Source organism: Methanobrevibacter millerae (genome assembly GCF_001477655.1).
GTDB classification, from domain to species: domain Archaea; phylum Methanobacteriota; class Methanobacteria; order Methanobacteriales; family Methanobacteriaceae; genus Methanocatella; species Methanocatella millerae_A.
Genome location: NZ_CP011266.1, coordinates 1,548,934 through 1,575,162, shown reverse-complemented (window position 1 = coordinate 1,575,162; position 26,229 = coordinate 1,548,934). Strand labels below are relative to the sequence as shown.

25 protein-coding genes and 1 pseudogene are annotated in these 26,229 nt (G+C 31.4%); 24 read left to right on the top strand and 2 right to left on the bottom strand.

Features of this window, described 5'->3' with window-relative positions:
* The first annotated feature begins 1 nt into the window (after position 1).
* From cbiM to SM9_RS06795, 18 genes and pseudogenes are all read left to right on the top strand, one after another.
* Positions 2-667, top strand: a complete 666-nt coding sequence (gene cbiM / locus SM9_RS06880) for a cobalt ECF transporter S component CbiM (protein ID WP_058739442.1) — start codon at positions 2-4, stop codon at positions 665-667.
* Between the two features lie 8 nt (positions 668-675).
* Positions 676-969 (top strand): energy-coupling factor ABC transporter substrate-binding protein, encoded by a 294-nt coding sequence (locus SM9_RS06875; protein WP_058739441.1) that lies wholly within the window; start codon positions 676-678, stop codon positions 967-969.
* A gap of 35 nt (positions 970-1,004) precedes the next feature.
* Positions 1,005-1,700 (top strand): cobalt ECF transporter T component CbiQ, encoded by a 696-nt coding sequence (gene cbiQ / locus SM9_RS06870; RefSeq protein ID WP_058739440.1) that lies wholly within the window; start codon positions 1,005-1,007, stop codon positions 1,698-1,700.
* 2 nt (positions 1,701-1,702) lie between these two features.
* Positions 1,703-2,536 carry an ATP-binding cassette domain-containing protein gene (locus SM9_RS06865; RefSeq protein ID WP_058739439.1) on the top strand — a complete coding sequence of 278 codons (834 nt, stop codon included), beginning with the start codon at positions 1,703-1,705 and terminating at the stop codon, positions 2,534-2,536.
* A 135-nt stretch (positions 2,537-2,671) separates the two neighbouring features.
* The gene (gene ribC, locus SM9_RS06860; protein ID WP_058739438.1) at positions 2,672-3,130 is read left to right on the top strand and encodes a riboflavin synthase; all 459 of its coding nucleotides are present in this window, start codon (positions 2,672-2,674) and stop codon (positions 3,128-3,130) included.
* An 8-nt stretch (positions 3,131-3,138) separates the two neighbouring features.
* Positions 3,139-3,843, top strand: coding sequence for a glycosyltransferase family 2 protein (locus SM9_RS06855; protein WP_058739437.1), 705 nt, complete (start codon positions 3,139-3,141; stop codon positions 3,841-3,843).
* Positions 3,844-3,852: 9 nt separating this feature from the next.
* Entirely contained in the window at positions 3,853-4,200 is a 348-nt protein-coding gene (locus SM9_RS06850; RefSeq protein ID WP_058739436.1) for a DUF2304 domain-containing protein, read from the top strand.
* A 4-nt stretch (positions 4,201-4,204) separates the two neighbouring features.
* Positions 4,205-4,876, top strand: coding sequence for a (Fe-S)-binding protein (locus SM9_RS06845; RefSeq protein ID WP_058739435.1), 672 nt, complete (start codon positions 4,205-4,207; stop codon positions 4,874-4,876).
* Positions 4,863-6,065 carry an LUD domain-containing protein gene (locus SM9_RS06840; RefSeq protein ID WP_058739434.1) on the top strand — a complete coding sequence of 401 codons (1,203 nt, stop codon included), beginning with the start codon at positions 4,863-4,865 and terminating at the stop codon, positions 6,063-6,065. Before SM9_RS06845 ends, SM9_RS06840 begins: the two co-directional genes overlap by 14 nt.
* 106 nt (positions 6,066-6,171) lie before the next feature.
* Positions 6,172-6,885: a (5-formylfuran-3-yl)methyl phosphate synthase gene (locus tag SM9_RS06835; protein ID WP_058739433.1), complete on the top strand. Its 714-nt coding sequence runs from the start codon at positions 6,172-6,174 to the stop codon at positions 6,883-6,885.
* Positions 6,886-6,899: 14 nt separating this feature from the next.
* Positions 6,900-8,381, top strand: coding sequence for an IMP dehydrogenase (gene guaB, locus SM9_RS06830; protein WP_058739432.1), 1,482 nt, complete (start codon positions 6,900-6,902; stop codon positions 8,379-8,381).
* 185 nt (positions 8,382-8,566) lie between these two features.
* A complete protein-coding gene (gene rpl37A / locus SM9_RS06825; protein WP_058739431.1) occupies positions 8,567-8,836 on the top strand; it encodes a 50S ribosomal protein L37Ae in 270 nt (89 codons plus the stop codon).
* 3 nt (positions 8,837-8,839) lie between these two features.
* Positions 8,840-8,965: pseudogene (locus tag SM9_RS06820) on the top strand (DNA-directed RNA polymerase subunit P); the annotation flags it as partial.
* Between the two features lie 106 nt (positions 8,966-9,071).
* Complete coding sequence (locus SM9_RS06815) at positions 9,072-9,563, top strand: Brix domain-containing protein (RefSeq protein ID WP_058739429.1); 492 nt, start codon at positions 9,072-9,074, stop codon at positions 9,561-9,563.
* Positions 9,550-9,819 carry a KEOPS complex subunit Pcc1 gene (locus SM9_RS06810; RefSeq protein ID WP_058739428.1) on the top strand — a complete coding sequence of 90 codons (270 nt, stop codon included), beginning with the start codon at positions 9,550-9,552 and terminating at the stop codon, positions 9,817-9,819. The genes SM9_RS06815 and SM9_RS06810 overlap by 14 nt, the downstream gene beginning before the upstream one ends.
* A 17-nt stretch (positions 9,820-9,836) precedes the next feature.
* The gene (locus SM9_RS06805; protein ID WP_058739427.1) at positions 9,837-10,193 is read left to right on the top strand and encodes a prefoldin subunit beta; all 357 of its coding nucleotides are present in this window, start codon (positions 9,837-9,839) and stop codon (positions 10,191-10,193) included.
* 24 nt (positions 10,194-10,217) lie between these two features.
* On the top strand, positions 10,218-10,502 hold the full coding sequence (locus tag SM9_RS06800; RefSeq protein ID WP_058739426.1) for a DUF3194 domain-containing protein: 285 nt from the start codon (positions 10,218-10,220) through the stop codon (positions 10,500-10,502).
* A 710-nt stretch (positions 10,503-11,212) separates the two neighbouring features.
* Positions 11,213-11,899: a HisA/HisF family protein gene (locus tag SM9_RS06795; RefSeq protein WP_058739425.1), complete on the top strand. Its 687-nt coding sequence runs from the start codon at positions 11,213-11,215 to the stop codon at positions 11,897-11,899.
* Here SM9_RS06795 and SM9_RS06790 read toward each other — a convergent pair.
* Positions 11,896-12,075: a hypothetical protein gene (locus SM9_RS06790; protein ID WP_058739424.1), complete on the bottom strand. Its 180-nt coding sequence runs from the start codon at positions 12,073-12,075 to the stop codon at positions 11,896-11,898. The two genes, SM9_RS06795 and SM9_RS06790, sit on opposite strands and share 4 nt — an antisense overlap.
* A 136-nt stretch (positions 12,076-12,211) precedes the next feature.
* On the opposite strand from SM9_RS06790, the gene SM9_RS06785 reads away from it, so the two are divergent.
* From SM9_RS06785 to SM9_RS06765, 5 genes are all read left to right on the top strand, one after another.
* The gene (locus SM9_RS06785; protein WP_058739423.1) at positions 12,212-13,060 is read left to right on the top strand and encodes a cation diffusion facilitator family transporter; all 849 of its coding nucleotides are present in this window, start codon (positions 12,212-12,214) and stop codon (positions 13,058-13,060) included.
* Between the two features lie 10 nt (positions 13,061-13,070).
* Positions 13,071-13,880, top strand: coding sequence for a PfkB family carbohydrate kinase (locus SM9_RS06780; protein WP_058739422.1), 810 nt, complete (start codon positions 13,071-13,073; stop codon positions 13,878-13,880).
* 181 nt (positions 13,881-14,061) lie between these two features.
* The gene (locus SM9_RS06775; protein WP_198144349.1) at positions 14,062-21,783 is read left to right on the top strand and encodes a DUF3320 domain-containing protein; all 7,722 of its coding nucleotides are present in this window, start codon (positions 14,062-14,064) and stop codon (positions 21,781-21,783) included.
* Between the two features lie 8 nt (positions 21,784-21,791).
* On the top strand, positions 21,792-23,543 hold the full coding sequence (gene uvrC / locus SM9_RS06770; protein WP_058739420.1) for an excinuclease ABC subunit UvrC: 1,752 nt from the start codon (positions 21,792-21,794) through the stop codon (positions 23,541-23,543).
* Between the two features lie 86 nt (positions 23,544-23,629).
* Positions 23,630-24,157: a zinc ribbon domain-containing protein gene (locus tag SM9_RS06765; protein ID WP_157064698.1), complete on the top strand. Its 528-nt coding sequence runs from the start codon at positions 23,630-23,632 to the stop codon at positions 24,155-24,157.
* On the opposite strand, the gene SM9_RS06760 is transcribed toward SM9_RS06765, so the two are convergent.
* Complete coding sequence (locus tag SM9_RS06760; RefSeq protein ID WP_058739418.1) at positions 24,154-24,453, bottom strand: hypothetical protein; 300 nt, start codon at positions 24,451-24,453, stop codon at positions 24,154-24,156. The genes SM9_RS06765 and SM9_RS06760 overlap by 4 nt on opposite strands.
* 70 nt (positions 24,454-24,523) lie before the next feature.
* Between SM9_RS06760 and SM9_RS06755 the strand changes: the two genes are divergently transcribed.
* Positions 24,524-26,227, top strand: coding sequence for an ATP-binding cassette domain-containing protein (locus tag SM9_RS06755; protein WP_058739417.1), 1,704 nt, complete (start codon positions 24,524-24,526; stop codon positions 26,225-26,227).
* The last annotated feature ends 2 nt before the right edge of the window (positions 26,228-26,229 follow it).

Here is a 26,229-nt window from a genome sequence, read left to right as displayed (position 1 = left end):
CATGCATATTATGGAAGGATATTTACCATTGTTCTGGTGTATTATATGGTTTGTCATATCAATCATCGTTGTAGCATTCGGTATATATCAAATTAAAAAAATAGTAGATGAAACTCCAGAATCTAAGGCATTAATTGCTGTTAGTGGAGCATTCATGTTTGTATTATCATCTTTGAAATTACCTTCTGTTACTGGAAGCTGTTCTCACCCTTGTGGTAACGGATTAGGTGCAGCATTGTTCGGTCCTGCAGTGACCGCAGTTTTAGCAACTATAGTACTTCTTTTCCAAGCTATTTTGCTTGCTCACGGTGGATTAACCACTTTGGGTGCAAACATTTTCTCAATGGGTATTGTTGGTCCATTTATTGCTTGGATTGTATATAAAGCTTTAACAAAAGCAAATATCTCTTCTACTATTGCAATTTTCTTTGCAGCATTCTTAGGAGACTTATTAACTTATGTTGCTACTTCATTCCAATTAGCTTTAGCTTTCCCATCTCCTAACTTTGGTACAGCATTAACCAATTTCTTAATAATCTTTGCTGTAACACAAATTCCATTAGCTGTTGGTGAAGGTATTTTGACTGTAATTATTTGGGATAGATTAAAAGCATACAAACCAAAATTATTAGCTAAACTCGATGCTTTAGCTCCAAATGAATCATAGGTGATATTATGAACAGAAATACTTTAATTTTATTAGGTGTTATTTGTATAATTATATTCATAGCACCATTAATAATGTATAGTGGTCATGGTGAGGATGATGGATACTTTGGTGGATCAGATGATGCTGCTGGTCAGGCTGTAGAAAAAACAGGTTTTGAACCTTGGTATAAATCAATTTGGGAACCACCAAGTGGAGAAATTGAAAGTTTAATATTTGCTCTTCAAGCAGCTATTGGAGCAATCATTATTGGTTACTTCTTTGGTTTATGGAGAGGACAATCATCTAAAGAAGAAGAATAATTCTTTTTCTATTTTTTTTAATTTTTAGTGATTATATGAAATTTGATATGGATTATATTGCACATCATAATGCTTTAACGGAAACAAATCCTTATTTTAAGTTATTTTTGACAATTTTTTTGTTGATATTAACTTTAGCTTTAGATAATCTATATTTTGATATAACAATATTTGTGATAATGTCAATAGTTATTTTAGGTTTTGCAAAAATCAGTTTTAGATCTTATTTAAAATTTCTTTCAATACCTATGGCTTTTGTTATAATTACATGTTTATTTTTAATCTTCTTCTTTGGTAAAGGGGAAGTTATTTTTGAAACTGGAATATTTGGAATTGTAGTAACAACAGATTCCCTGCACTACGGTGTTTACACATTTTTTAGAGTTGTCGGTTGTTTACCTTCATTGGGTTTTTTAGCTCTTACAACACCTATTGCAAAGATATTAAACTGTTTGTCAACCTTAAAAGTTCCAAGGATTTTCATTGAAATTGCATTATTAATGTATAATTCAATATTCATTTTCTTAAATGAGATTGACACGATGCAAAAAGCACAGGAAACCAGATTGGGATATCATTCATATTTCAATTCATTCAAATCTTTAGGTGCCCTTGCAAGTACAATATTTTTAAGGTCTCTTGATAAAAGTGAAACTTTACAGCATTCACTTGATTCCAGAGGATACACTGGTGAACTTCCAATTTACAAACCTAAAAAAAGGAGTGATTAATAATGTTAGAAGTTAGGGATATTAAATATTCTTATAATAATGATTATCAGGCTTTAAAAGGAGTTAGCTTAAAAATTGAAAAAGGAGAAATGGTTGCTCTTTTAGGTAAAAATGGTGCAGGTAAATCTACATTGTTTCTTCATTTGAATGGAATTTATGAGCCTGATGAAGGAAAAGTTTTCATTGATGGAGAAGAACTAAAGTACGATAAGAAATCATTACTAAAATTCAGACAAAAGGTTGGAATTGTATTTCAAAATCCTGATGACCAGATTTTCGCTCCAACTGTAGAGGAAGATGTTGCTTTTGGGCCATTGAATTTAGGATTATCTATGGAAGAAGTACAGGATAGGGTAGAAGAAGCTCTAGATCGTGTCGGAATGTCTGGTTTTGAAAAAACGGCTCCTCATCATTTAAGTGGTGGTCAAAAGAAAAGAGTTGCTATAGCTGGAATTTTAGCAATGAAGCCTGAAATTATGGTTTTGGATGAACCTACTGCAGGTTTGGATCCTCAGGGTGTTACTAATTTAGTTAAATTGCTTAAAGAACTAAATGATGAAGGAATTACTATTGTTATTTCAACTCATGAAGTTGATTTGGTCCCTGATTATGCAAATAGGGTTTTTGTATTGGTTGGGGGTGAATTAATTGCTGAAGGAACTCCTAAGGATATATTTTCTCGGCCAGATATACTTGAAAGTGCTAATTTAAAAATTCCTATTGTTACTGAGTTATTTCAACAGATTGAAGCTGAAGGATTTGATATGGATAATGACTATCCATTGACTGTTGAAGAAGCAAAGGAGAAGTTTTTGAAACTTGTTAACAAAAACTAATTTTTTTTATTCACTAATTTTTATAATAAATCTTATTTTAAAAGTATTACTTGCAGTAATAATTTTTAATACCATATTATTTTTACAAATCATTATATATTATTAATTAACATATTTTTTTATAAGGTGAAATTGATGAGGATTGGAATTTGTGATACAACATTTGCTCGTTTTGATATGGCGTCTGCTGCTATAGATGAGCTTAAAAATAATGCTTATGATTTACAAATAATTCGTGAGACCGTTCCTGGTGTTAAAGACTTGCCGGTAACAGCTAAAATCCTCATAGAAGAGGAAAACTGTGATATTGTAATGGCTCTTGGAATGCCGGGACCTATGGAAAAGGACAAGATGTGTGCTCATGAAGCATCAACAGGCCTTATCAATGCGCAGCTCATGACAAATACTCATATTTTAGAGGTTTTTGTTCATGAGGATGAGGAAGAAGACCCTGTTGAATTAAGCAAATTGGCTGAAAACAGAGCACGTGAACATGCTCAAAATTTAATAAAGATGATGTATCATAGAAAAGCTATGAGAAAAGAAGCTGGAATGGGAATGCGTGAAGGAAAAGAAGATGCCGGACCATTATAGGTGGATATATGGGACATGAAATAACTGAGGAAGATAAAAATGCAACGTATGTGGTTCTTCCAGCATATAATGAAGCTACAAGAATCAGGCCGGTTATAGTGGATATAGCCAGTAAAGGTTATAATATGGTCATTGTAAATGACGGTTCATCAGACAATACTTTGGAAGTTGTTAAACAGGTAAAAAAAGAATTTCCTGATAAGATACATATTTTTTCTCTGATGATTAATAGGGGAGTTGGTATAGCTACCCAAACAGGTTTTGAAGCTGTTTTAAGATTCAACCCAAAATATGTTGTCAGTATGGATTCTGATGGGCAGCATTCAGCTGATGACTTGGATGAAATGATAAAACCATTGGTTACTGGTGAAGCTGAAGCAGTAATTGGTGTAAGACCTTTTGAGGATATGCCAAAAACCAGAAGCTTTGCAAATTCCGTCATGAATTTTTTAACAAAGATATTTTATAGGGTGGACGTAAGTGATTCTCAAACGGGTTTTAGAGCCATAACCGTTGATGCGTTGGATAAGATTTCTATCAATGCTGTAGGATATCTCATTTCTTCTGAATTCATACGTGAAGTCAATGACAATAATATTCCTTTTGCAGAAGTCCCAATTCAAACAATTTATACTCCTGAAACTCAAGCTAAAGGAACAAATGTGACTGTTGCACTTAAAATTTTGTTCCAAATGATTAAACATCAATTTTAAGGTGAAAATATGTATTTATATGCTTTAATATTTCCTATAATTTCTGTAATTGCTATCATATGGTTTATTACAAGATATTTGAAGGGAAAAAATTCATTTGCAACTGTTGTTTTATGGTCTATATTCTGGATTGTTGTTAGTTTATTTGCAATTTTTCCAGATATCAGTATTACATTTGCACGATTATTCGGTATAACTCGTGGTTTGGACTTTATCATTATATTAGTATTTGTAATTTTGTTCTATACCATTTTAAAGTTATATTTCATTGTTGATAAAATGCAAAATAATTTAAATACTCTTGTTAAGGAAGTTGCACTTAACAACGAAATAAACGTGGATGATGAGGAAGAATAAGTCTATGATATACTTTAGAGGTTGCACTGCACGTGAAAAGGAAACTTCCATAAAAGATGCAACAGAAATGTTATTGGATTTGGCAGGTGTGGACTATAGAGTTTTGGATGATGAAAAATGCTGTGGGTCTGTATTGTTGAGAACAGGTTTTGTCGATGAAGCTCAAAAACAGATTCAAAAAAATAGTGAAGTTTTAAGTGGAGAACTCATATTAACTTCATGTGCTGGATGTTATAAGACGTTAAAAGATGATTATGAAGGCCTTGATGTTATTCATATTTCACAATTTTTAAATCAGTTGATTGATGAGGGAAAATTGAATTTCAAAAAACATGATTTAAAAGTTACCTATCATGATTCCTGTCATTTGGGACGTCATTGCGATGTATTTGATGAGCCTAGAAATGTCATTTCAAATGTTGCGAATATGGTTGAAATGGAAAATGTTCGTGAAAATAGCATTTGCTGTGGTGCTGGTGGTGGAGTAAAATCTGCTTATCCTGAAATTGCATCTCAAATGGCTGATTCACGTATAAAACAGGCTATTGATACTGATGCGGACTTATTGGTCACACCGTGTCCCTTTTGCAAGCTTAACTTAAAAGATCATGGTATTGATGTGTTTGACTTGACAGAATTTTTAGTAAGATATGGTGATATTAATGAAGAGCAGTGAACTTGAAACCATGAGAATGTCATTCAATACAGTAAAGTCAAGATCATCTGAAATTAAGGATTCTCCTCAGGTAAAAAGATTGGAAAAGAGGGTTCGTGAAATTAAAAAATATTCTATTGAAAATTCTAAAGAATTATACAGCCATGCCATTGAATCATTCAAACGCAATGGCATTGATGTAGAGTTTGCTGAAACCAAGGAAGATGCCATAAATATTATTTTTGATTTAATTGATTGCTATGACAATAAGGTAATTGCCAAAGCTAAGTCAAACACATTAGGTGAAATTAATCTTAAGGATGAGTTGGCTAATAAAAAATGGGATGTTGTTGAAACGGATTTGGGTGACAGAATATTGCAGCTTAAAAAAACGGATAATAAGCCAGTCCATCCAACAGGTCCTGCTTCTCATTTGAATGTGTCTGAAATAACAAATATTGTCAATGATTCCCTTGACAGCAATGTCAATCCAATTCCTCGTGAAATTATGGAACTTGTCAGAAGTGATGTATTAAATCGCCTGGAAAATGCAAGTGTAGGTATATCTGGTGCTAATGCAATAGCATCCGAAGAAGGGTCATGCGTAATGGTTCACAATGAGGGTAATATTTCACTGGTTTCACTAAAAGACTTGCATATAATTGTGGCTGGAATCGATAAAATTGTACCTACATTGGAAGACGCAATTTCTGTTGCAAAACTTGAAACTGTTTATGCAACAGGAAACTATGTGACATCATATATGAATGTAATTTCCGGACCGTCAAAAACCGCAGACATCGAAAAAAAACTTCTAAAGAATATGTATGGTGCTGAAAGGGTAGTTGTAATATTTTTGGATAATGGAAGAAGTTCAGCCAGTGAAGAGTGTCTTTGGTGTATCGGCTGTGGAAACTGTGTTGTGCATTGTCCTGTTTATAATGCTGTCGGCAATGAATTCGGTTTTAATAATTATTTGGGAGGTCGTGGTGTTGCAATGTCCAAATTCATTGAAGATGATGAGACATGCTATGAATCAGGCCTTTACATGTGCACCTTATGTGGATTATGCACTCTAAATTGTCCTGTAGCCATTCCAACAAATGAAATAATTGAAAATATGAGAAAATTATCTTCGGAAGTTGGTTTTTATCCTAAAGTACATGGCAAAATCAAGGATAATGTAAGTAATAACGATTCACCATACTGATTTTTACTATTTTTTTCTATCTTCAAAGCATATACTTATAAAGAAGGAATACTAAATATAAATATATTATATTTTAATATTTTATTATTATAAACGGAGGAAATACATGCTTCTATTAATTAGTCCTATAAACCATGAAGAAGCTCTTGAATCTATTAAAGGTGGAGCGGATATTGTTGATGTTAAAAATCCTAAAGAAGGATCTTTAGGTGCTAATTTCCCTTGGGTTATTAAAGAGATTAGGGAATTAACTCCTGAAGATAAATTAGTTAGTGCTACTTTAGGAGATGTGCCTTACAAACCAGGTACTGTTTCTCTTGCGGCAATGGGAGCTCATGTTTCAGGAGCAGATTATATCAAAGTAGGATTATACGGAACCAAAAACTACGACGAAGCTGTTGAAGTTATGAAAAATGTATCTAAAACTGTTAAAGACGTAAGTCCAGACACTATTGTTGTGGCTGCTGGATATGCTGATGCTCATCGTGTTGGTGCTGTTGATCCTATGGAAATTCCGAAAGTAGCTCGTGATGCAAACTGTGATTTGGCAATGTTAGATACTGCTGTAAAGGATGGTCATACTTTATTTGATTATTTGGATATTGATAAACTAACTGAATTTGTTGAAGAAGCTCATAGTTATAATTTAAAAACTGCTCTCGCAGGTTCTGTTAAAAAAGATCAATTAAAACCATTACATGATATTGGTTGTGATGTAGTTGGTATCAGAGGCGCTGCCTGTGTTGGCGGTGACCGTAACACTGGTAAAATACATCATACTGCTGTAGCTGAGTTAAAAGAATTATGTGATTCATTTTAAGTAGGTGTTTTTTAATGTATTCTAAAAAAGTTCAAGAAGCAAGAATGTCTTATACTTTTGATGATTTTTTACTTACTCCTAATGCGAGTTATGTTGAACCAAAAGATATTGATACTAAAATTGAATTATCTAAAGGTATTAAATTAAATATTCCAATTTTGAGTGCTGCTATGGATACTGTTACTGAAGCAGAACTTGCTATAGCTATGGCACAGGAAGGTGGTATTGGAGTAATACACAGGAATATCTCTTTAGAAAGACAGGTTGAGGAAGTTAAAAAGGTTAAATCTGCTGAAGACTTGACTATTCGTGATGTTGTAACAATCACTCCTGATTCAACTATTTTGGATGTTCAATCTAAAATGCAGGATGAATTAATCAGTGGTCTTCCTGTTGTTGATGGTGATGAAATTATTGGTATTATATCCAAAAGGGATATTAGACCAGTTTTAAAATCAGAACCAAATAAGACAGTCAAAGATATAATGACTTCCGATGTTGTTACTGTCGAAGAGCCAATTACTGCTGAAGAAGCATTGAATATTGCTTATGAAAATAAGGTAGAAAGATTACCTGTTCTTCATGATGGCAAATTGGTTGGTATTATCACTATTAAAGATATTTTAAACCAAGCTCAATATCCTAATGCTGCACGTGACAAAAATGGAAACTATTTGGTTGCAGCCGCATCAGGTCCGTTTGATTTGGAAAGAGCAATGGCTTTGGATGAAGCTGGTGCAGATATTATTTCAATCGACTGTGCTCATGCACATAACATGAATGTTGTTAAGTTTACTGAAACCATAAAGGACAATATTGATGCGGAGTTATGTGTTGGAAATATTGCAACTGCAGAAGCTGCTGAAGACTTGATCGCTATGGGTGTAGATGCTCTAAAAGTTGGTATCGGTCCAGGTTCAATGTGTACTACTCGTATTGTGGCTGGTGTTGGTGTACCACAACTTACTGCGATTTCAGATGTTGCTGATGTAGCAGCTGACGCTGGAATTCCTGTTATTGCTGACGGTGGTATCAGATACTCAGGTGACATTGCAAAAGCTATCGGTGCAGGTGCGGATGCAGTAATGTTAGGTAATTTGCTTGCAGCATCTTATGAAGCTCCTGGTGATGTTGTTGTTATGAATGGAAAACAATACAAAAAATACCGTGGAATGGGATCCATGGGTGCTATGACCAGTGAATATGACGGCGGTGCTGATAGATACTTCCAAGGTTCTAAAAGTAAAATGAACCACACCAAGTATGTCCCTGAAGGAATTGAAGGTGCAGTACCATACAAAGGAACAGTAAGTGAAATTTTATTCCAATTAGTTGGTGGTTTAAAATCTTCAATGGGTTACTGTGGAGCTAAAGATATTGCTGACATGCAGAAAAAAGCTCAATTCGTAAGAATTACTAGTAGTGGTATTAAAGAGTCACATCCTCATGATTTGTTAATCACTAATGAAAGTCCTAATTATCACACTTTCGATTAAGATAAGAGGTCTAAATTTGATGGTATCTTGAGAAAATACTATTATTTTCTTAAATTTTCCATTAACTTTAAATATGATGTGATACAATATTATTACATTAGATAATTTTATGATTGTTTTTAATCATGGTAAATCTAATTGATTTACATTTTTTATTATTATTTTTATAATGGAGAGAAATTAAAATGGCAAGAACTAAAAAAGTTGGTATTACAGGTAGGTTCGGTGCAAGATACGGAAGAAAAGCTAAAAGATCTGTTAAAATCATCGAAGAAAACATGAAAAAAAATCATGTTTGCCCTAAATGTGATAGACCATATGTAAAAAGACAAGCTGCTGGAATTTGGAAATGTAGAAAATGTGGTGCAGTATTCACCGGTGGAGCTTATGTTCCTCAAACCCCTATGGTTAAATCTGCAGCACGTAGTATCAGAGACATTAAAGTGGAGGAATAATCCTTGTATAAGTGTCCACGTTGTGGAACAGAAGTAGATCAAAAAAGCTACATGGATAATAAATGTCCTAATTGTAGATATAGGATTTTATTTAAAAATGTTCCAGAAGTAACCCGTTGGGTATCAGCAAGTGTTCCTGATGGGAATATGGCTAACAGAATTGGCCTTAAAAAATAGAATAAAATCAAGATTTTATCTTGTTTTATCTATAATTTTTTTACTATTTTTGATTTAAATGTTAATTTCAACATCTAGAAAACCTTCTCAAAAAACAAGAAAATTTTGTAAAAATTTAGCTCATGCAACAGATTCTACATCTGTTAACAGAGGTAAAATGAATATGAGAGAACTTTTATTAAGGGCTCTTGATGAAGATGAAATTAATTTAGCTATTGTTAATGAAATAAAAGGAAATCCTAGTAGAATCACATTTTATTCCAATAAGGGTGAAGTGCTGATTACTGTTTTAATTAGTGTTACTACAACAAATGAAAGGCTAAATATTTCACCATCTAAATTGAAAATAGTCAGTGAAGTTCAAAAACTAAACTGCTTAAGTGATATTTTAGGTTTTGAACTTGTTGATAAGGCTGAAGAGAATTATATTAATATTACTAATGGCTATGATGATTTAGTAGCTAAAATAAATTTTATTAATAAATTTGGAGATAAAACTGATTTCCAAATTAATATTAAAAAGATTTTAGATAACAATGATAGAGAATAGTCCTTTGGAATCTGTAAAAAGTCAAATTAACGTCGAGTTTGATAATTCCAATCAAGCAAAGATAATTTATGATTCTATTATTTTAGAATTTCAAACGGCTCCTGATTACAGGTCTTCTATGGATTTAACTTTAAAGGATAATTTTATTATTATTGATATTGATGCTCAAGACTCTACATCATTTAGAGCTTCTGTAAATTCCGCTATCAAGTGGATTAATTTATCATTACAAATAAATAACTTAACAAATATATAAAATTAAAAGGTGATTATATGGAAATTCCTGAAAATATTCAAGAACAATTAAATCAGTTTCAACAGTTACAACAACAAGCTCAAGCTGTAACTATGCAAATTCAAACTGTAGAAGTTCAAATTCAAGAAACTGAAAAAGCATTAGAAGAATTAAATAATACTGATGAAAATACTGAAGTATTCAAACAAGCAGGTAATTTACTTATTAAAGTAGATTATAAAGATGCTTTAGATGAAGCTGAAGATAAGTTAGAAACCCTCAAGTTAAGAAAACAAACAATGGCTCGCCAAGAAGAAAGAGTCATGAAAAAACTTGAAGAAATGCAAACTAATATTCAAGCTGCTATGCAAGGAATGGCTCCTAATGGAGCTTAATTTCTATTCTTTTTTTTGATTATTATGTCAAAACTTAAAAAATTATCCTCCGAGGATTTAGATACTATTTCTACTGATTTTGGTGAAATTCTCGAAATTGAAGTTTCAAAGGTTATTTCAACAAAGGAACTTGAAGACCTTGATTTGGATATTGAACTCAATTATGAAAATGATCAACTTGATGTGGATGTTGATTTAGGAGTTCTTTTTGATGAATTATCTGAAATAAACCAAGATATGTTAAATGAAGCTATTGATAGTGCTTATTTGAAGTTTGATTCATATATTGATGAAAATTTCAGAGAATAATTATTTTTTTAAACTGATATGTATTACTTTTTTATATTTTTTTCATAATGCAAGTAATACTTTTTTATAAAAAAGTATTTATATCATTAAGACAATAATATAGTATAAAGTTTGAAGTAATTTATTAGATAGCTTAGCAATAAGGATGAACACGATTTTTTCTGTCTTTCAAAAATTCCCTCTTTGGCTTCAAACTTTTTTTTATTATTTTTTTAAATTTCCTAATTTTATTTTAAATATGCAATTTAGTTTTACTTTTATCAATTATACTTTTATCATATTGTAATATTGATATGACATGATTACTTACTATTATAGCATTTTCAAGCCAACTTTATTGATTTTTAACATTTAAAATTGATGAAAATTCATTAATTTTATAATTTATTATATTGTATGTTTATTTGTTTAAATTTTACAATATTTTTTTGAACATTATCTCATATAATTATTATTTATATTTACATTAATTTATTCAAGTATAATTTAATTTTTATAAATTATAGGTAATTTTATATACTATGATATTAAAGATAATAAACAAGGGTTAAAAATCATATTTTTTATACTCTCCCTAAATTGATCATTATTTATTATTTTCAAAATTGGGCTAAGTTTTTCATTAGCTCAATTTTCCTCCTATTGTTTTTTACTTTTTTTTAAAAATCTTAAATACTCCCTTAATTAAATACTATAATTAAGGTGATAATTTGATTAAAAAAATACCAGTTTTAGATTTAAAAGATGGTCAGGCAGTAAGCGGCAAATCTGGTTTAAGGGATACATATCAACCATTGCAAACAGTATTTGCACCATCAGCCAATCCTGTAGAAATTGCTCAGGGATTAAAATTAAATGGGGCTGATGAATTATATATTGCGGATTTGGATTTAATCGAAAGCAACGGCCATAATATTAATGACATCAAAATGGTAAACACTATTATTCCTGTAATATTGGATGCAGGAGTAAAAAATGCTGAAGGCTTTTCATTCTTTTTGGATTATGCATTTAAACTTATTGTTCCAACTGAAACATTGGAAAGTTTGGATGAGCTATATGAAATTTTTGAGAAATATCCTAAGGAAAGAATTATCATAAGCGTTGATGTGAAGGATAATGAACTGTTTTGTAAAAATCTTGACTTGACTCTTAAAGAATTTAAAGAGGTATTGGTTGATATTGGTGCTTCTCAGATAATTCTTTTAGATATCAGCAGTGTCGGAACCAATAACGGTTATAATAAAGAATTATTAGATGAATTTAAAGATTTAAAAGACTGTCTGATAATTGGTGGTGGATTAAATAAGGAATCTATTGATGAACTGGAAAGATTGGGTATAAAAAAAGTATTGGTAGGAACTAGCCTACATTCTGGTGAGATATCTATTATTTAGAGCAGTGCATTTAAAACAACATATGGGAAAGCACAAGCTACAATGAATAGTACGATACCAAAACCAAGTTTAGGATTATTATCATCCATTATTCCGGATAATATTAATAATATTCCGAAAAATCCAAAAAATACAGGTAATATGTGGGAAAATATTGTTGTTCCAGTTAACGCCATTTTTAATCACTAATTATCTTTTTATTTTTAAATTATATAAAATTTAGTATTTTTTTAAATACTTAAAATTAACTTTATTTTTTCTTTTTATAATTTTGAATAACTTTTTTATTGTATTATTATCATATAATATTCTATGAGAATAGATACACATCATCATCACAAAAAAGCAAGTGATAACTTGGCATTTGTTTTTTTATTGAATTTAACATTCAATATTATAGTGATTATAGGTGGTCTTGCAACTAACAGTATGGCAATTTTAGCTGACTGTATTCATGATATGTCAGATACCTTTTCCATGGCGATTGCATGGATTTTAGAGCATGTTGCCCAAAAAGGAGCTACTGATAAATTTTCTTATGGATATCAAAGATTTTCTATTTTAGGTGCAGTCATAACATCAACATTTGTTATTGTAATGGCATTCTTCATACTTTCAGAAGCTATTCCAAGGTTATTTTCTCCGGAAGGTGTTGATGCTGAGGGAATGCTTATAATAGGTATCATAGGTTTGGTATTCAAGACAATTTCTGTATGGCGTCTTCACGGCGGTGAAACATTTAATGAAAAGGCAATATTTTATCATCTGCTTGGAGATATCTTCGAGTGGGTTGCAATATTGATTTTAAGTGTAATTTTAATATTTTGGCAGGATATATCCTATTTGGATCCTTTCGTATCAATAGCTATTGCAGTTTGGTTAATCTTTAACTTGGGTAGAACATTATATAAATCACTTGAAGTATTGCTTCAAAAGACACCGGATAACTTTGATGTTGAAGAATTCAAACAGCAGATTCTGGAAATTGACGGTGTAAATGCACTTGATGATTTCCATATATGGTCACTTGACGGAATTGACTCAGTAATGACTGTTAAAGTTGATGTTGACTTTGGAAAAAATGTTGAAAATATAAAAAAAGAGATTTATGATATTTCAAATAAATATCATGTAGTGGATATCACTATTGAACTGGATTAAGAGTTTTATCATGACGCTAGTTGTTATCGGACCAGTGACCAATGATTTGGTTATTATCGGTGAGGAAAAATCCAACATGGTTGGTGGAGCGACTTACTTTCAAAGTTTCGTATTTGAAGAATTTTTCAATGATTACATGGCTTTTGTAAACTGCTGTGATGAAAGTTTAATCGGTGATTTTCCAGATATATCAAAAGTTCATCTAATTAAAAAGGATAATACTCACTATTTTATAAATGAATATCCTTTTGAGGATAATTTGGATATTAGAAATCAATTGAGTAATTTTGCTCAAATTCCAATTTTACCTAATGATTTAGAAGATATATTGCCTGAAAAAATTGATGCATTTGTGTTAAATCCGTTAAACAGATTTGATTTTCCATCTGAAACAATAGAATATCTAAAAGGTTTTCATGTTCCAATATTTTTATCGGTGCAAGGATTTCTGAGAGTTCCTGATGTTGAAGTAAATGGAAATTACACTATAAAATTAGATGTCTTTGATGATTTGAATAATATTTTATCAAATGCGGATTTAATATTTTTGGATGAATCAGAAAAAAACATTATTGGCGATAACATAGATGTGGATGAAATAGTCATAACTAATGGAAGTAATGGATCAAGAATTATTGGTGAAGATGAAATAAGAATTAAAGCCGTAAAATGTGAAAATCTGGTTGATACAACAGGGTGTGGAGACACATATATGGCGGCTTATATCTCTCAGAGATTAAAATCTAAGTCAATTATGCAATCAGGCGATTTCGCTTCAAGAATAGCAAGTGAAAAAATTAAAAAAATAGGTCACTATTGATTTTTAAAATTTGTATCATTATTAAAAAACTCTTATTAAAATCTTTTATTTTTTTATAAAATATCTCATAATCCTATTTTTCCTTTTTTGAGAAATTTAAAAGCAATATTTGTTAATAAGTAAACTTTATTAATTACGATATTAATAATTATATATGATTGAAAGAATTTTTTTAAAATAAATGATCATCATGTTATCCAATTCATCCACTAATATAATCGAAAAGGAGTTTAAAAACTTACGTAAGGAGTTATTAGATTTAACTTTAAGAAATCAATTGCTTAATTTTAAATCTAGGGCTAAAACTGTTGTTATTAATAACCAAACACCAATTAATGTCTTTCAAACATTAGTTTTACAAGAAAATAAAATGTATTTTGTATCTAATAAGAAAGATAAAAAAGAGGAGAAATCTTCAGTTTGGGACCATATTCCATTTGATTTTAGCAAGTTTTCTGAAGGAAATAAAAAGTTAGAAATAGACTTGACTCCAAACGAACTTCAAAAAAGACTGTATTATATTAATAACCAAGCTAAAACAATGCTTCAGGAACAGGGTTATAATATTTTGTACCTTGCAGTCGGATTTTTGGAGTGGATTGATAAATCCAAACCGAAACAAACCAACCAGGCTCCTTTAGTTTTAATTCCCGTTTCCATGGAAAGGAAAAAGGTGGGTGAATCATTTAACTTGGAATGGACTGGGGAGGATATTCAAACCAACATTTCCCTTAAAGCAAAACTCCTTGAAGGAGGTATTGAACTTCCAGATTTTGAATTTAAAAAATATGGTGAAGTTGTAGACCATTATATTGAAAAGGTTAAGCATGCTGTTCAGAAAATGGAAAATTGGAAAGTTAATCACAAAATTGCTTTAGGTTTCTTTAGTTTTACAAAATTTGTCATGTATAATGATTTAAATCCTGATAGTTGGGCAGATAATGTGGATTTAACTAAAAATGAACTGATACAAGCGATATTCAATCCAGCTAAAAATGATGTGGAGGCTTTCAATGAAGAGGATATTGACACTCAACTTGATTATCAGACAATGTATCAGGTTTTAGATGCTGATTCATCACAGATTGCCGCAATTCAGGATGTAAAGGCTGGAAGAAATCTTGTTGTGGAAGGACCACCAGGAACAGGTAAATCACAAACAATTGTAAATTTGATTGCGGAGCTGCTTGCAGAAGGTAAATCAGTTTTATTCGTATCTGAAAAGATGGCGGCATTGGATGTTGTAAAGGACAGATTGACTAATGTGGGTTTGGGCAAATTTGTTTTAGAATTGCATTCACATAAAACTAGACGTAAAAAATTCCTGAAAGACCTGCAAAAAGCAACCACTGTCAGAGCTGTCGATACATTAAACATAGACCAGACAATTAGAAAGTTAGAAACCTTAAAAAGACAACTTGATGATTATGCTAGTGTTATTCATAAACCTGTATTTGCAGTTAATTTCTCTGCATTTCAATTATATGGAATGAAAGAAGCTGCTGATGATCATTTTTCACGCAAGCAAAGCATAATGCCTTTGGTTAGATTTAATAGTCCTGAATCAGTAACATTAAAAGATTTGGATGATACTATTTTGGCTTTGGAAAGTGTGGCTGAACTGTATCAAACTATTTCAAAGGAGAATCCTTGGAGCAAATGTTCACCAAAAAGTTTGCTTCCCGCAGATTTAAGGGAAATAGAAATGCTGATAAATGATACATTGAAATCTTTAGATGCATTTTTAATTGAACGTGGAAGGGTATATGATATATATGGAATTAAAAAGCCAAATACATTAAATGAATTTGAAAAGTCACTTTCAGCATTTGACATAATTAAAACTCAAAATTCAGAATTAATTGATGCTCAAATATTAAAATCAGGAGCATGGGATAAAAACAATGATGATCCTTACAGATTGATACAGGAATTAGCTAAATATCAAAAGGTTGCTGATGTATTAAATAAGTTTAATCCAAGTATTTATCATGCAAATATTGACAGAATAATTTATGAATTAAACGAATTGTCTCATAAAAAATTCCGTTTCTTTAAAGGAAATCAGCATTTGGAGCTAGTCGAGAGATATTATAATTATCCTGTTCAGGATGATATCAATACAATTATTGATGATTTAAGCAAAGCTAAAGTTGCTATAAAACTTAAAAAGAATTTAGAAGCTAATGAAGCATTAGCCAAACAGTATTATGGTGGATATTGGTATTTAAATGCAGATATTAATGATTTAAAAGCTATCGCTCAGTGGATGACACAGTTCACTGCACTTACAAGAGAAGGAATTTTTTCACAGAACACTATTGACATTCTATCTAAAGATTTATTTGACATTAATCCTGAAAGGGATTTGGTTGACTATATAGACTCTGGAAAGCAATTTAGCAGTGATTTGGATAAATTAAAATCAAAATTAAATCCTAGAAGTAAATTAATATTTAAAAAAGGTGCTAATGATGTTGATTTTGAAGACTGGCAATCACAGTTATACAACTGGAGAGGTCAGCTTTCAAGTCTTCATTTATGGTCTCAATATCTGAACACTAAAAATTCCCTTAAAGGAACAATTGCCGATTCTTTTGTTGATTCAATCGAGAAAAGAAATATTAAAAAGGACGATATTAAATCTTTAGTGGAAGGAAACTTCGCTGATTCTCTTTTAAATATTCTTTTTGTAGAAAATCAGGAATTGGCTACATTCATTGGTGAACTTCATGAAAACAGGATAAGGGAATTTAAGGATTTGGATAAGAAAATATTAATTTTAAATCGTAAAAGAATTTTCCATAAGTTAAATCAGAATATTCCGCAGATATTTGGTGCTACTGAAAATCCTCAGGCAAAAGTACTTGCAGGGGAATTTACAAGAAAAAGTGGACACTTGCCGGTAAGAAAATTACTCGAAAAAGCAGGAGGTATGATTAAACAGATAAAACCATGTTTTATGATGTCTCCATTGTCAGTGGCACAGTATCTTGACCCGACTAATGAAGAACTACAATTTGATGTGGTTATTTTTGACGAAGCAAGTCAAGTAAAACCCGAAGATGCTTTGGGAGCATTTATGAGAGGTAAAACCGCAGTTGTAATGGGTGATACTCAGCAATTGCCTCCAACATCATTCTTTGATCAGATGGCAAGTGGAGAAAGTGATGAGGAAGAAGCAACATCACTCGATATGGAGAGTATATTACATTTATGTAAGTTATCCTTCCCAGTAAAGATGTTGAAATGGCACTACAGAAGCCGTCATGAGTCATTAATTAATGTTTCTAATAAAGAGTTTTATGATAATGAATTGCTTGTATATCCTTCACCTTCTCACAATGATTCGGAATTAGGATTAAAATTCCATTATAATCCCAACACTGCATATGATAGAGGTTCATCATCTGCAAATCCAAAAGAAGCGGAAGATGTTGTTGAAGCGATATTTGAACATTTTGACAGATATGGTGATACAAAAAGTTTGGGTGTAGGAACATTTTCTGTAGCTCAAAAAAATGCTATTTTGGAAAAATTGGAAGAAAAACGTCGTGAAAGGCCAGAATTTGAACCATTATTCTCAGAAAATAAGGATGAAAGATTCTTTGTTAAAAACCTTGAAACAATTCAGGGGGATGAAAGAGATGTTATTTTAATAAGTGTGGGATATGGTTTTGACAATGAAAGAAAAATGTCACTTAACTTCGGTCCTCTAAATCAGGATGGTGGGGAAAGAAGATTAAATGTATTGATTACACGTGCAAGACAAAAATGTGTTGTGTTTTCCAACTTTAAAGCTTCAAGTATGAAATTAACGGCAAATCCTCCTCATGGTGTAAGGGCACTACGAGAATTCTTAGAATATGCTGAAAATTTAACTATGGGTGCACATACAGCAGAAGAACATAATGCAGCACCTTTTGAAGATGCTATTGCAAGTTTTTTAGAAGAAAATGGCTATGTTGTCGATAAACAAATTGGTTGTGCAGGATTTAGGGTAGATTTGGCTATTGTGGATGAAGAAAATCCTGGAAAATATATTTTGGGAATTACAACTGATGGAAAGATGTATGCATCAAGTAAGGTTGCACGTGACCGGGATAGACTTCGTGAGCAAGTATTGGAAGGATTAGGATGGAAACTTTATCATTTATGGTCTACCGATTGGTATAGAAACCGTGATTTGGGACGTAAAAAATTATTGGAGTTCATAGAAAAATCAATTAAGGAAACTCGTGAAGAACAAAGAATAGCTCGTGAAAAAGAAGAGAAACGCAGACAAGAAGCTGAGAAAAAAGCTGAAGAATTGAGAAAAAAACGCGAAAAAGAGTTAGAAGAACAAAGAAAGAAAGAAGAAGAGGCTAAAGCAGCTGAACTTGGAGAAAATGTAGAGGTAATTCCACCAGACGGACTTGACTTTGATGATGACATAATTTTTGTAAGCAAAGATGAACTTGATGAATTTGATAATGATGATTTTGAATTTGTAGAGGAATCTCCTAGTGATTTTGTTGATGTTGTAGATGAACCTATGGAGGATATTGTTAAAGAATCTCCTAGTGATTTTGTTGATGTTGTAGATGAACCTATGGAGGATATTGTTAAAGAATCTCCTAGTGAGTTTGTTGTAGAATCAGATATTGATGAAGAATATAGTGCATTCGATGATTTTGTATTCCATGATGATTTGGCCGAAGAAAAAACATCTGATGCTAAAAATATAAATAAGGAATCAGTTTTCGATAAAGAAGTTGATATTAAAAAAGATACTGATGATTTAATTGTTGATGATGTTGAAAATGTAAAAGATAATGCTGTGGTTGATTCTGGTAATGATTTAGATATTAATGTGGATGATAGTGAAATTGTTGATTCTGGTAATGATTTAGATATTAATGTGGATGATAGTGAAATTGTTGATTCTGTTGATGAGAATGATGATATTGCTGTAGATGATATTGCTGTAGATGATCTTGATGTGGATGATTCTGCCGACAAAAAAGATGATTTTGATGTTAATACCGATCATGTTGATGAAATAGATGTTAATCATGATGAATCTAATAAATTTAATATTGATGAGGTTATAGAAGAGTTAACTGAAGATGAAACTGATGATGAATTAATCGATAAAGAGAATAATCATTTTGATGATGGTGTTGAAGATGAAGATACATATGCAAGTGATAAAAACGATAGCGAAAATGTTCAATATACGGACGAAAAAATCTCACAGGAAATCCAAGAAGAACTCTCCGAAGAAATAGATGATGATATAGATTCAAAAGGTGTTAAATTTGATTCAACTATATCCAAGGCATCAGGTGGAGGAATTTTATCTTCAATAAAAAATAAATTTTCATTTTTCCATGATGATGAAAGTAATGGTGATGAATCTATTGATGAAGTAAATGACATAATAAAGGACAAACTTGACAATGATGACTTCATTTATGTTGATCATAGTAATGATGAAAAGGATATTGTAGTGTCTGACTCTGTTGTTGATGAATCAAATATTGAAGAGGATGTTTTAGATGAGTCTGTTGGTGATTTAAATCAGGATGTGGATGATGTTGAAGAGGATGTTTTAGAACATAAACCTATTGATAAAGATAAAAATACATCTAAAGTTACTTTTAACAAGTCTTCAGATATGGATATGGATGAATTTTCACATATTGAAAATGAAAAAGAAAGTGATGTAAAAGTCGATGTAGAAGATGATTTTGATATAAAACCTATAAACCAATCAAAAAGCAATAAATCTGTTGATTTGAAAGATAAAAGTATTGATTCTGATTCTGATGATGATTATGTTTTTGTAAATCATGGTGAAGGATCTGCTGATTTGGGTTCTGATGTTAATGATAGTGATGATATGGATGATGTTGAATTAGATGATGGTAAGGTTGATTTGGGTTCTGATGATGATTATATTTATGTAGATCATAGTAATGATGAAGAGGATATTGTAGTGTCTGACTCTGTTGTTGATGAATCAAATATTAATGATGATCTTTTAGATGAGTCTGTTGGTGATTTAAAGCAGGATGAAGATGATGGTAAGGTTGATTTGGGTTCTGATGATGATTATATTTATGTAGATCATAGTAATGATGAAGAGAGTACTATTGATTATTCTGATGATGAACCTCCTGTAGTTGAAGTAAATCCATTAAAAAATATATTCTTTGGAAATAGCAAACCTAAAAATCCTAATGGAATAAGTGAATCTAAATTTAGTGATGCAATTAGGGGTACTTCTAGACTTAGTTTGACAAAAGAAGAGGTTGAAACTGTCCATGCTGAGATTATGGATGAAGATATTGATGAGCATGAAACTGCACCTAGGGATGATGATGTGGTTGAAGTTGAAGTAATTTCTTCTGACTATAAAAATAATCCTAATGTCAATCCATTAATGGACAGAACTATTGATGATGAGTTTATCCAATCTGATAATGATGATGTTGATTCTTATAATGTAGATAAAATTGTATTTAAGAAAAATGTGGATGGGATGTCTGAAATGACAAAAAATAAAACTATTAAAGAAAAGGATTTTGATCGTGTAATTGATGAAGCTTTTGAAAATCATCCTGACGGCAGCCTTGGTGATGATGATATTTCAAATATTGCTTCAGCATTGGTAAGTAAGGCATTTGATGATGTAATTTCAGATACATTAAATAAGAAAAACGATGAATATGCTCAATTTTATGATGATAACTATGATAATTATCAATCAGATATCGTAAATGATGATATTGGTATTAATAATAATCAAAAAACAAACAAGGTATCTACATCACCTGATGGAGTTACTTATTATAAAGGGATAAATGATGTAAATAGTCCTCTCAGAAAGAATAATTTGTATTATGATGGGGATAAAAATAAGTCTAAATCAGTTAAGGACTCTATTAAAAGCAGTATTCGTGATATCAAATATATTCATAAATCTTTAAATGAAATAGAAAATCCTACTGAAGTTGGTTATGTTTCTGTAGTTGACAGAACAGAAGAATATGATGAAAATGACTACATTGAACCGATTCAGGACTATGAAGGCGAAGAATATGTTCCTCAGGATGAAGGTTTGACATTTGCCGAAAAAGAAGAGTTGAGGTATGAAAGAGAACTTCAAATGGAAAAACTCAAAAAGGAATTGTCTAGCGATGATAATGCTATTGTAACAATTCATGAAGAGGAAAGGCGTGAAGATATTAAAGATCAGGCTTTGGAAGATATTATTCAGATTGCTGATGAAGATTACAAGGAAATAGAAAAAGAAAGATTTAAAAATAATAATACTTTAAAGAGTTTTGATGACAATAAACTTCCGAAAAGAGGAAATATTGAAGATGAAATTGTTGATTATAAATTTGCAAGTGATTTCGGTTTGAATTCACAGGAAGATTTATTTAACCAGCCTATTAATAATGTTTCTAATTCGATAAATGAAATTGTCAATGTTGAAGGACCAATTCATGTAAATGAGGTTGTTAAAAGGGTTAAAGACAGCTGCCATATTAAAAGAGCAGGGTCTAAAATGAAAAAACAGGTCTTGAAAGCCATTAAAGAATCTGAAAATTCAGGAAATATTATAAGAATCGGTGACTTCTTGTATGATGCATCAAGTAATGATGTTGTTATAAGAAAGAGGGTTAAACCTAAAATAGATTTGATTTCTGATGAGGAAATTTCTAAAAACATAGAAACAATATTGTCCCATAAACAAAACATAACAACAGCTAGTTTAACAAGAGAAGTTTCACGTAATTTCGGTTTCAAATCCACATCCCGCAAAACTTCAGTTAAAATCAAAAGCGTTTTGGATTCAATGATTGCTGAAGGTACAGTTAAATTAGATAATGATATTGTTGAGCTTAACTAGGTATTTGAATGTCTACAAAAATTAAATCTCCAGAAAATCTGCCAAAAAAGCCAGGTGTTTATATTATGAGAAATGCCGATGGTGAAATAATCTATATTGGTAAGGCTAAAAATCTTTTAAATAGGGTACGTTCCTATTTTAGGGAAAAACTGGACAGACCGAAAACTCAAATTTTAATGAGTCATTTTGATAGTTTGGAGTATATTATAACAAATTCCGAAAAGGAAGCTTTGATTTTAGAGGCTAATCTAATCAAAAAGCATCATCCTCGTTATAATATTCAGCTAAAGGATGATAAGCGTTATCCTTATGTTAAAATAACTGATGAAAAGTTCCCGCGTTTAGTCATTACAAGAAACATTACTAAAAATGGCATATATTATGGACCATTTACTGATGTTGGTTCTGTTAAAAGAACGGTCAAATTTTTAAAATCATTATTTAAAATTAGGACCTGTCGTAATATGGATGGGCCATGCCTTAATGCTCAAATTGATTTATGCTATGCTCCGTGCACAGGTAATATTACAGAAAAGGAGTACAGTGAAATCATTAACAAAATTGATTTATTTTTCCAGGGTAAATATTCAGTCATCGTTAAGAATCTGAAAAAGGAAATGAAAGAAGCTGCAGAAAGTGAAGAATATGAAAAGGCTGCAGTGCTAAGAGATCAAATTGAATCAATTGAAGAAATTATGGAAAAACAATTTGTTGATTTGGTTGATGATGATTTGGACCAGGACGTAATAGCTATTGCAAAAGGCAAACTTGATATTTATGTCGTTATCATGCCTGTTCGTAATGGTAAAATCACCGGCCGTGATGACTTTTTGATGAGCGGGTCAGAGCATGATTCTACTTCAGAGATTATATCATCATTCATTCAGCAGTATTATGGTTATAACAGACATGTTCCAAAGCAGATATTATTAAGTGAAGAGATTGATGATAATGAATTGCTTGAAGAATGGCTAAGTGATTTGAGAGGAAATAAAGTACATATAAAAGTTCCGCAAAAGGGAGTTAAGTTAAGGCTAGTAAAGATGGCGGAGAAAAATGCTGAAATAATTAAGCATCAAAAGAAAAAGCTCGAAAACTCAATGATAGAACTTAAAAAATATTTGAAGCTTGAAAAGCTGCCTCGTATTATTGAAGGTTATGACATAAGTAACATCTCAGGAAAATTTGCTGTTGGTTCTAAGGTATCATTTAAGGATGCAAAACCAAACAAAAAGATGTATAAGCATTTCAAAATGGAAACACCAGGACCAAATGATTTTGCAATGATGAAAGAATTACTGACTCGTCGTTTAAAGATGATTGAAACAGACCCTGAGCCTGACTTGATTGTCATTGATGGAGGTAAAGGTCAATTGGGTATGGCCTGTGATGTTTTGGATGAGTTAAATTTAAGCCATATTCCAATTATAGGTCTTGCAAAGGAATTTGAAGAGATTTATCTTCCGAATTCAAAAAGGCCCATTATAATTCCTAAAAACAACAGGGCTCTTCATTTGCTGCAACAGGTTCGGGATGAGTCTCACCGTTTTGCTATCACTTATCACAGAAAGCTTAGAAGTAAGAATATAATCCAATCCAGTCTTGATGATATAAAAGGTATTGGTAAAAAACGTAAAATCAATCTTTTAAAGGAATTCGGATCTATTGATAATATTAAAAATGCAAGTGTTGATGAGCTTTTAAAAGTTGAGGGCATGAGTAAAAATTCTGCCCAAAATGTATATGATTTTTTCCATTAAATTGTTTAAATCGCTTATTTTTGCATTAACTTTAAATATAAGTATTTGAATAATAAGACTTAAAGAATTATTATTAGGTATATATTATGGTAAAATGTCCAAGATGTGGTCATGACAATATTTCGTCAACCACGTATTGTGAGAACTGTTCCTATATATTGGATGGTTCACCCACAGGTCAGAAAAAAGGTGGGTGGAAAATGGGAACAGCAAAAAAAATTGTTTTAATTATTGGTATAATTGCTATTGCATTAGTTTTATTTTCAGCTATTAATCATTTTAACAAGCCAACTAATGAAGAATCATTAAATGTTGTTGTTGCAGATAATAATGTGCAGCAGGGCTCTTCTCATCCTTATGCGGTAAAAGTAATTTACGATGGATTCTGGTATTCTAAAGCAGGAGAACCTAGCACACTTCAAGAGCAATCAACTCAAGGAAGACATACTTTTGACTTAGACTGTGCTGCATGGGATAAGGTTTATGTTCTGGTTGAAAAAAATGACGATTCTACTGAAAACATGACTGTTCAACTTTTAAAAAATGGTGAGGTCGTAGCTGAAAATTCAACTACAAATTCCGGCGGTCAGGTAACTATAAATTATCAAAGTTAGCCTTCAGTCTCATTAGCTTTTTGATTCAATAATTCAACAAGTTCATCGGTTTTGTAAAGTCTGATTTCTTTAGTTTCAGGTTTGAAAATCTTCATAAAAGTAATTAAATCATTACATAACTGATCGTATTGTATGTTTAGGGTATTGAAGTTAGAGAGTACTCCGATTAGTTTTTCCCTTTCTAATTTGTCATTTTCCTTAATTATTCTTTCTATATTGGCAAAATGTGTTTCGATTAATAATTTATCATTTTCTAAACTGTTAACATATTCTTTAATTTTATTTTCACAACTCATTTGTATCACTAATAAATATTTTTAAATAGTTTCATTTATAAAAATTTGTATGTTATAATGGGGCATGAACATGATTAATGTTGAAAATGTAAGTAAATCATATAAATTAGATGACGGTAACTCTGTTGTTGGTCTTAAAAATGTCAGTTTCTCTGTTGAAGAAGGAGAAATTCTTGGAATCATGGGAAAAAGTGGTTCTGGTAAGACAACACTTTTAAGAGCTTTAAGAGGAGTTGAACATATTGATGAGGGTAGCATAACTGTTGCTGATGTAAGCATTAATGAAAAATCCTCCCAATATTATTATAATAAACTAAAAAAAGTTACAGCAATTCATCTTCAAAGGTCTTTCGGATTATGGCCGGATACCGTGCGTGAAAATGTTTTAAGGAAATTATATTCAAGAAAATATCATGATGAAGGCGGTACAGATTTTAAGGTTGCTGAAAGTGAGTTTGGTGAAGAGGCAGATAAGATTTTAGAGTTGGTGTCTCTTACTGATAAAAAAGATCATTATGCTTCAGTATTGAGTGGTGGGGAAAAACAAAGATTAATCATTGCCCGTCAGCTTGCAAAACAACCAAAAGCATTACTTTTAGATGAACCTGCAACAATGGCATGCCCTAAAACAAAACAAGAAATCCTTGATGCAGTTAAAAATATCAATAAAGAATTAAATATTACTGTAATTGTTGTTTCACATTTGCCTGAAGTTCAAAAATATCTTGCAGATAGAGTAATATTGATGGAAGATGGTGAAATTAAAAAAGAAGGAACCCCTGATGAGATTACGGAAGAATTTATGGGTGGAATGGATCCTATTGTCGATATTAAAAATGTTTCAACCGATGAGGATATCATAGATGTAAGGGATGTCTATAAAAGGTTCTACTTGTTGACTGGTGGAGAAGTTCTTCAGATTGAGGACATTAATTTTAAAGTTCAAAAGGAAAATATTTTAAGTTTAATAGGTCCTAGTGGTGCTGGTAAAACTGTTTTGCTTAGAATGCTTGCAGGACTTGATGATTCAGACAAAGGGGATGTTTTGTATCAGGTTGATGGAAAGTGGCATGACATTGCCATTGCCGGAATTGGCCGTATGAAAATCCGTTCAAAATTAGGTTTTATGCATCAGGAATTTGCTTTATCTCATTACGCTACTGTTTTAGATCAATTAGCTACTCGTTTGGGTTATAAAAATCAAAACGTCGTTAAAGAAGCTCGACAAAGAGCTGAAAGAATGGGATTGAGTGATGAATTGTTGGATTCTCTTTATTTACTCACTGATTTACAGGAAAGTGAAGCTAAAGCACGTCTTGAACAAGTTGGTCTTTCTCCAGATATTTTAAATGATTTATTCCCTAAATTCCCAGAAACAGCTACTCGTGAAGCTGTTGCTGACATATTTGAGAGTCTTGATTTGGATTTGGATATACTTTACAGAAAATCTTATGAATTATCTGGCGGTCAGAAAGTTCGTGTAATGCTTGCTTTAATCTTAATTTCTAAACCTGAAATTTTACTTTTGGATGAACCGTTCGGTGATTTAGACCCTATTACTTTAAGAATCGTTACTAATTCACTTAAAAAGATATCCAAAAAATATCAAATTACCATAATCATGATTTCACATAATACTGATTTCATTAAGGAACTGTCAAATAGGGCACTGTTCATGGATGACGGTAAAATAATCGATGACAGTGAAGATATGGATAAGATTGTTAATGATTTCATTGATTTCTGTCATGCAAGTTACTTAAAAGAGGAATAAAA

What these genes read in the sequence shown, in the direction of transcription:
- cbiM (WP_058739442.1), top strand. Translation starts at nt 2, where the DNA reads ATGCATATTATGGAAGGATATTTACCATTGTTCTGGTGTATTATATGG.
- SM9_RS06875 (WP_058739441.1), top strand. Translation starts at nt 676, where the DNA reads ATGAACAGAAATACTTTAATTTTATTAGGTGTTATTTGTATAATTATA.
- cbiQ (WP_058739440.1), top strand. Translation starts at nt 1,005, where the DNA reads ATGAAATTTGATATGGATTATATTGCACATCATAATGCTTTAACGGAA.
- SM9_RS06865 (WP_058739439.1), top strand. Translation starts at nt 1,703, where the DNA reads ATGTTAGAAGTTAGGGATATTAAATATTCTTATAATAATGATTATCAG.
- ribC (WP_058739438.1), top strand. Translation starts at nt 2,672, where the DNA reads ATGAGGATTGGAATTTGTGATACAACATTTGCTCGTTTTGATATGGCG.
- SM9_RS06855 (WP_058739437.1), top strand. Translation starts at nt 3,139, where the DNA reads ATGGGACATGAAATAACTGAGGAAGATAAAAATGCAACGTATGTGGTT.
- SM9_RS06850 (WP_058739436.1), top strand. Translation starts at nt 3,853, where the DNA reads ATGTATTTATATGCTTTAATATTTCCTATAATTTCTGTAATTGCTATC.
- SM9_RS06845 (WP_058739435.1), top strand. Translation starts at nt 4,205, where the DNA reads ATGATATACTTTAGAGGTTGCACTGCACGTGAAAAGGAAACTTCCATA.
- SM9_RS06840 (WP_058739434.1), top strand. Translation starts at nt 4,863, where the DNA reads ATGAAGAGCAGTGAACTTGAAACCATGAGAATGTCATTCAATACAGTA.
- SM9_RS06835 (WP_058739433.1), top strand. Translation starts at nt 6,172, where the DNA reads ATGCTTCTATTAATTAGTCCTATAAACCATGAAGAAGCTCTTGAATCT.
- guaB (WP_058739432.1), top strand. Translation starts at nt 6,900, where the DNA reads ATGTATTCTAAAAAAGTTCAAGAAGCAAGAATGTCTTATACTTTTGAT.
- rpl37A (WP_058739431.1), top strand. Translation starts at nt 8,567, where the DNA reads ATGGCAAGAACTAAAAAAGTTGGTATTACAGGTAGGTTCGGTGCAAGA.
- SM9_RS06815 (WP_058739429.1), top strand. Translation starts at nt 9,072, where the DNA reads ATGTTAATTTCAACATCTAGAAAACCTTCTCAAAAAACAAGAAAATTT.
- SM9_RS06810 (WP_058739428.1), top strand. Translation starts at nt 9,550, where the DNA reads ATGATAGAGAATAGTCCTTTGGAATCTGTAAAAAGTCAAATTAACGTC.
- SM9_RS06805 (WP_058739427.1), top strand. Translation starts at nt 9,837, where the DNA reads ATGGAAATTCCTGAAAATATTCAAGAACAATTAAATCAGTTTCAACAG.
- SM9_RS06800 (WP_058739426.1), top strand. Translation starts at nt 10,218, where the DNA reads ATGTCAAAACTTAAAAAATTATCCTCCGAGGATTTAGATACTATTTCT.
- SM9_RS06790 (WP_058739424.1), bottom strand. Translation starts at nt 12,075, where the DNA reads ATGGCGTTAACTGGAACAACAATATTTTCCCACATATTACCTGTATTT.
- SM9_RS06785 (WP_058739423.1), top strand. Translation starts at nt 12,212, where the DNA reads ATGAGAATAGATACACATCATCATCACAAAAAAGCAAGTGATAACTTG.
- SM9_RS06780 (WP_058739422.1), top strand. Translation starts at nt 13,071, where the DNA reads ATGACGCTAGTTGTTATCGGACCAGTGACCAATGATTTGGTTATTATC.
- SM9_RS06775 (WP_198144349.1), top strand. Translation starts at nt 14,062, where the DNA reads ATGATCATCATGTTATCCAATTCATCCACTAATATAATCGAAAAGGAG.
- uvrC (WP_058739420.1), top strand. Translation starts at nt 21,792, where the DNA reads ATGTCTACAAAAATTAAATCTCCAGAAAATCTGCCAAAAAAGCCAGGT.
- SM9_RS06765 (WP_157064698.1), top strand. Translation starts at nt 23,630, where the DNA reads ATGGTAAAATGTCCAAGATGTGGTCATGACAATATTTCGTCAACCACG.
- SM9_RS06760 (WP_058739418.1), bottom strand. Translation starts at nt 24,453, where the DNA reads ATGAGTTGTGAAAATAAAATTAAAGAATATGTTAACAGTTTAGAAAAT.
- SM9_RS06755 (WP_058739417.1), top strand. Translation starts at nt 24,524, where the DNA reads ATGATTAATGTTGAAAATGTAAGTAAATCATATAAATTAGATGACGGT.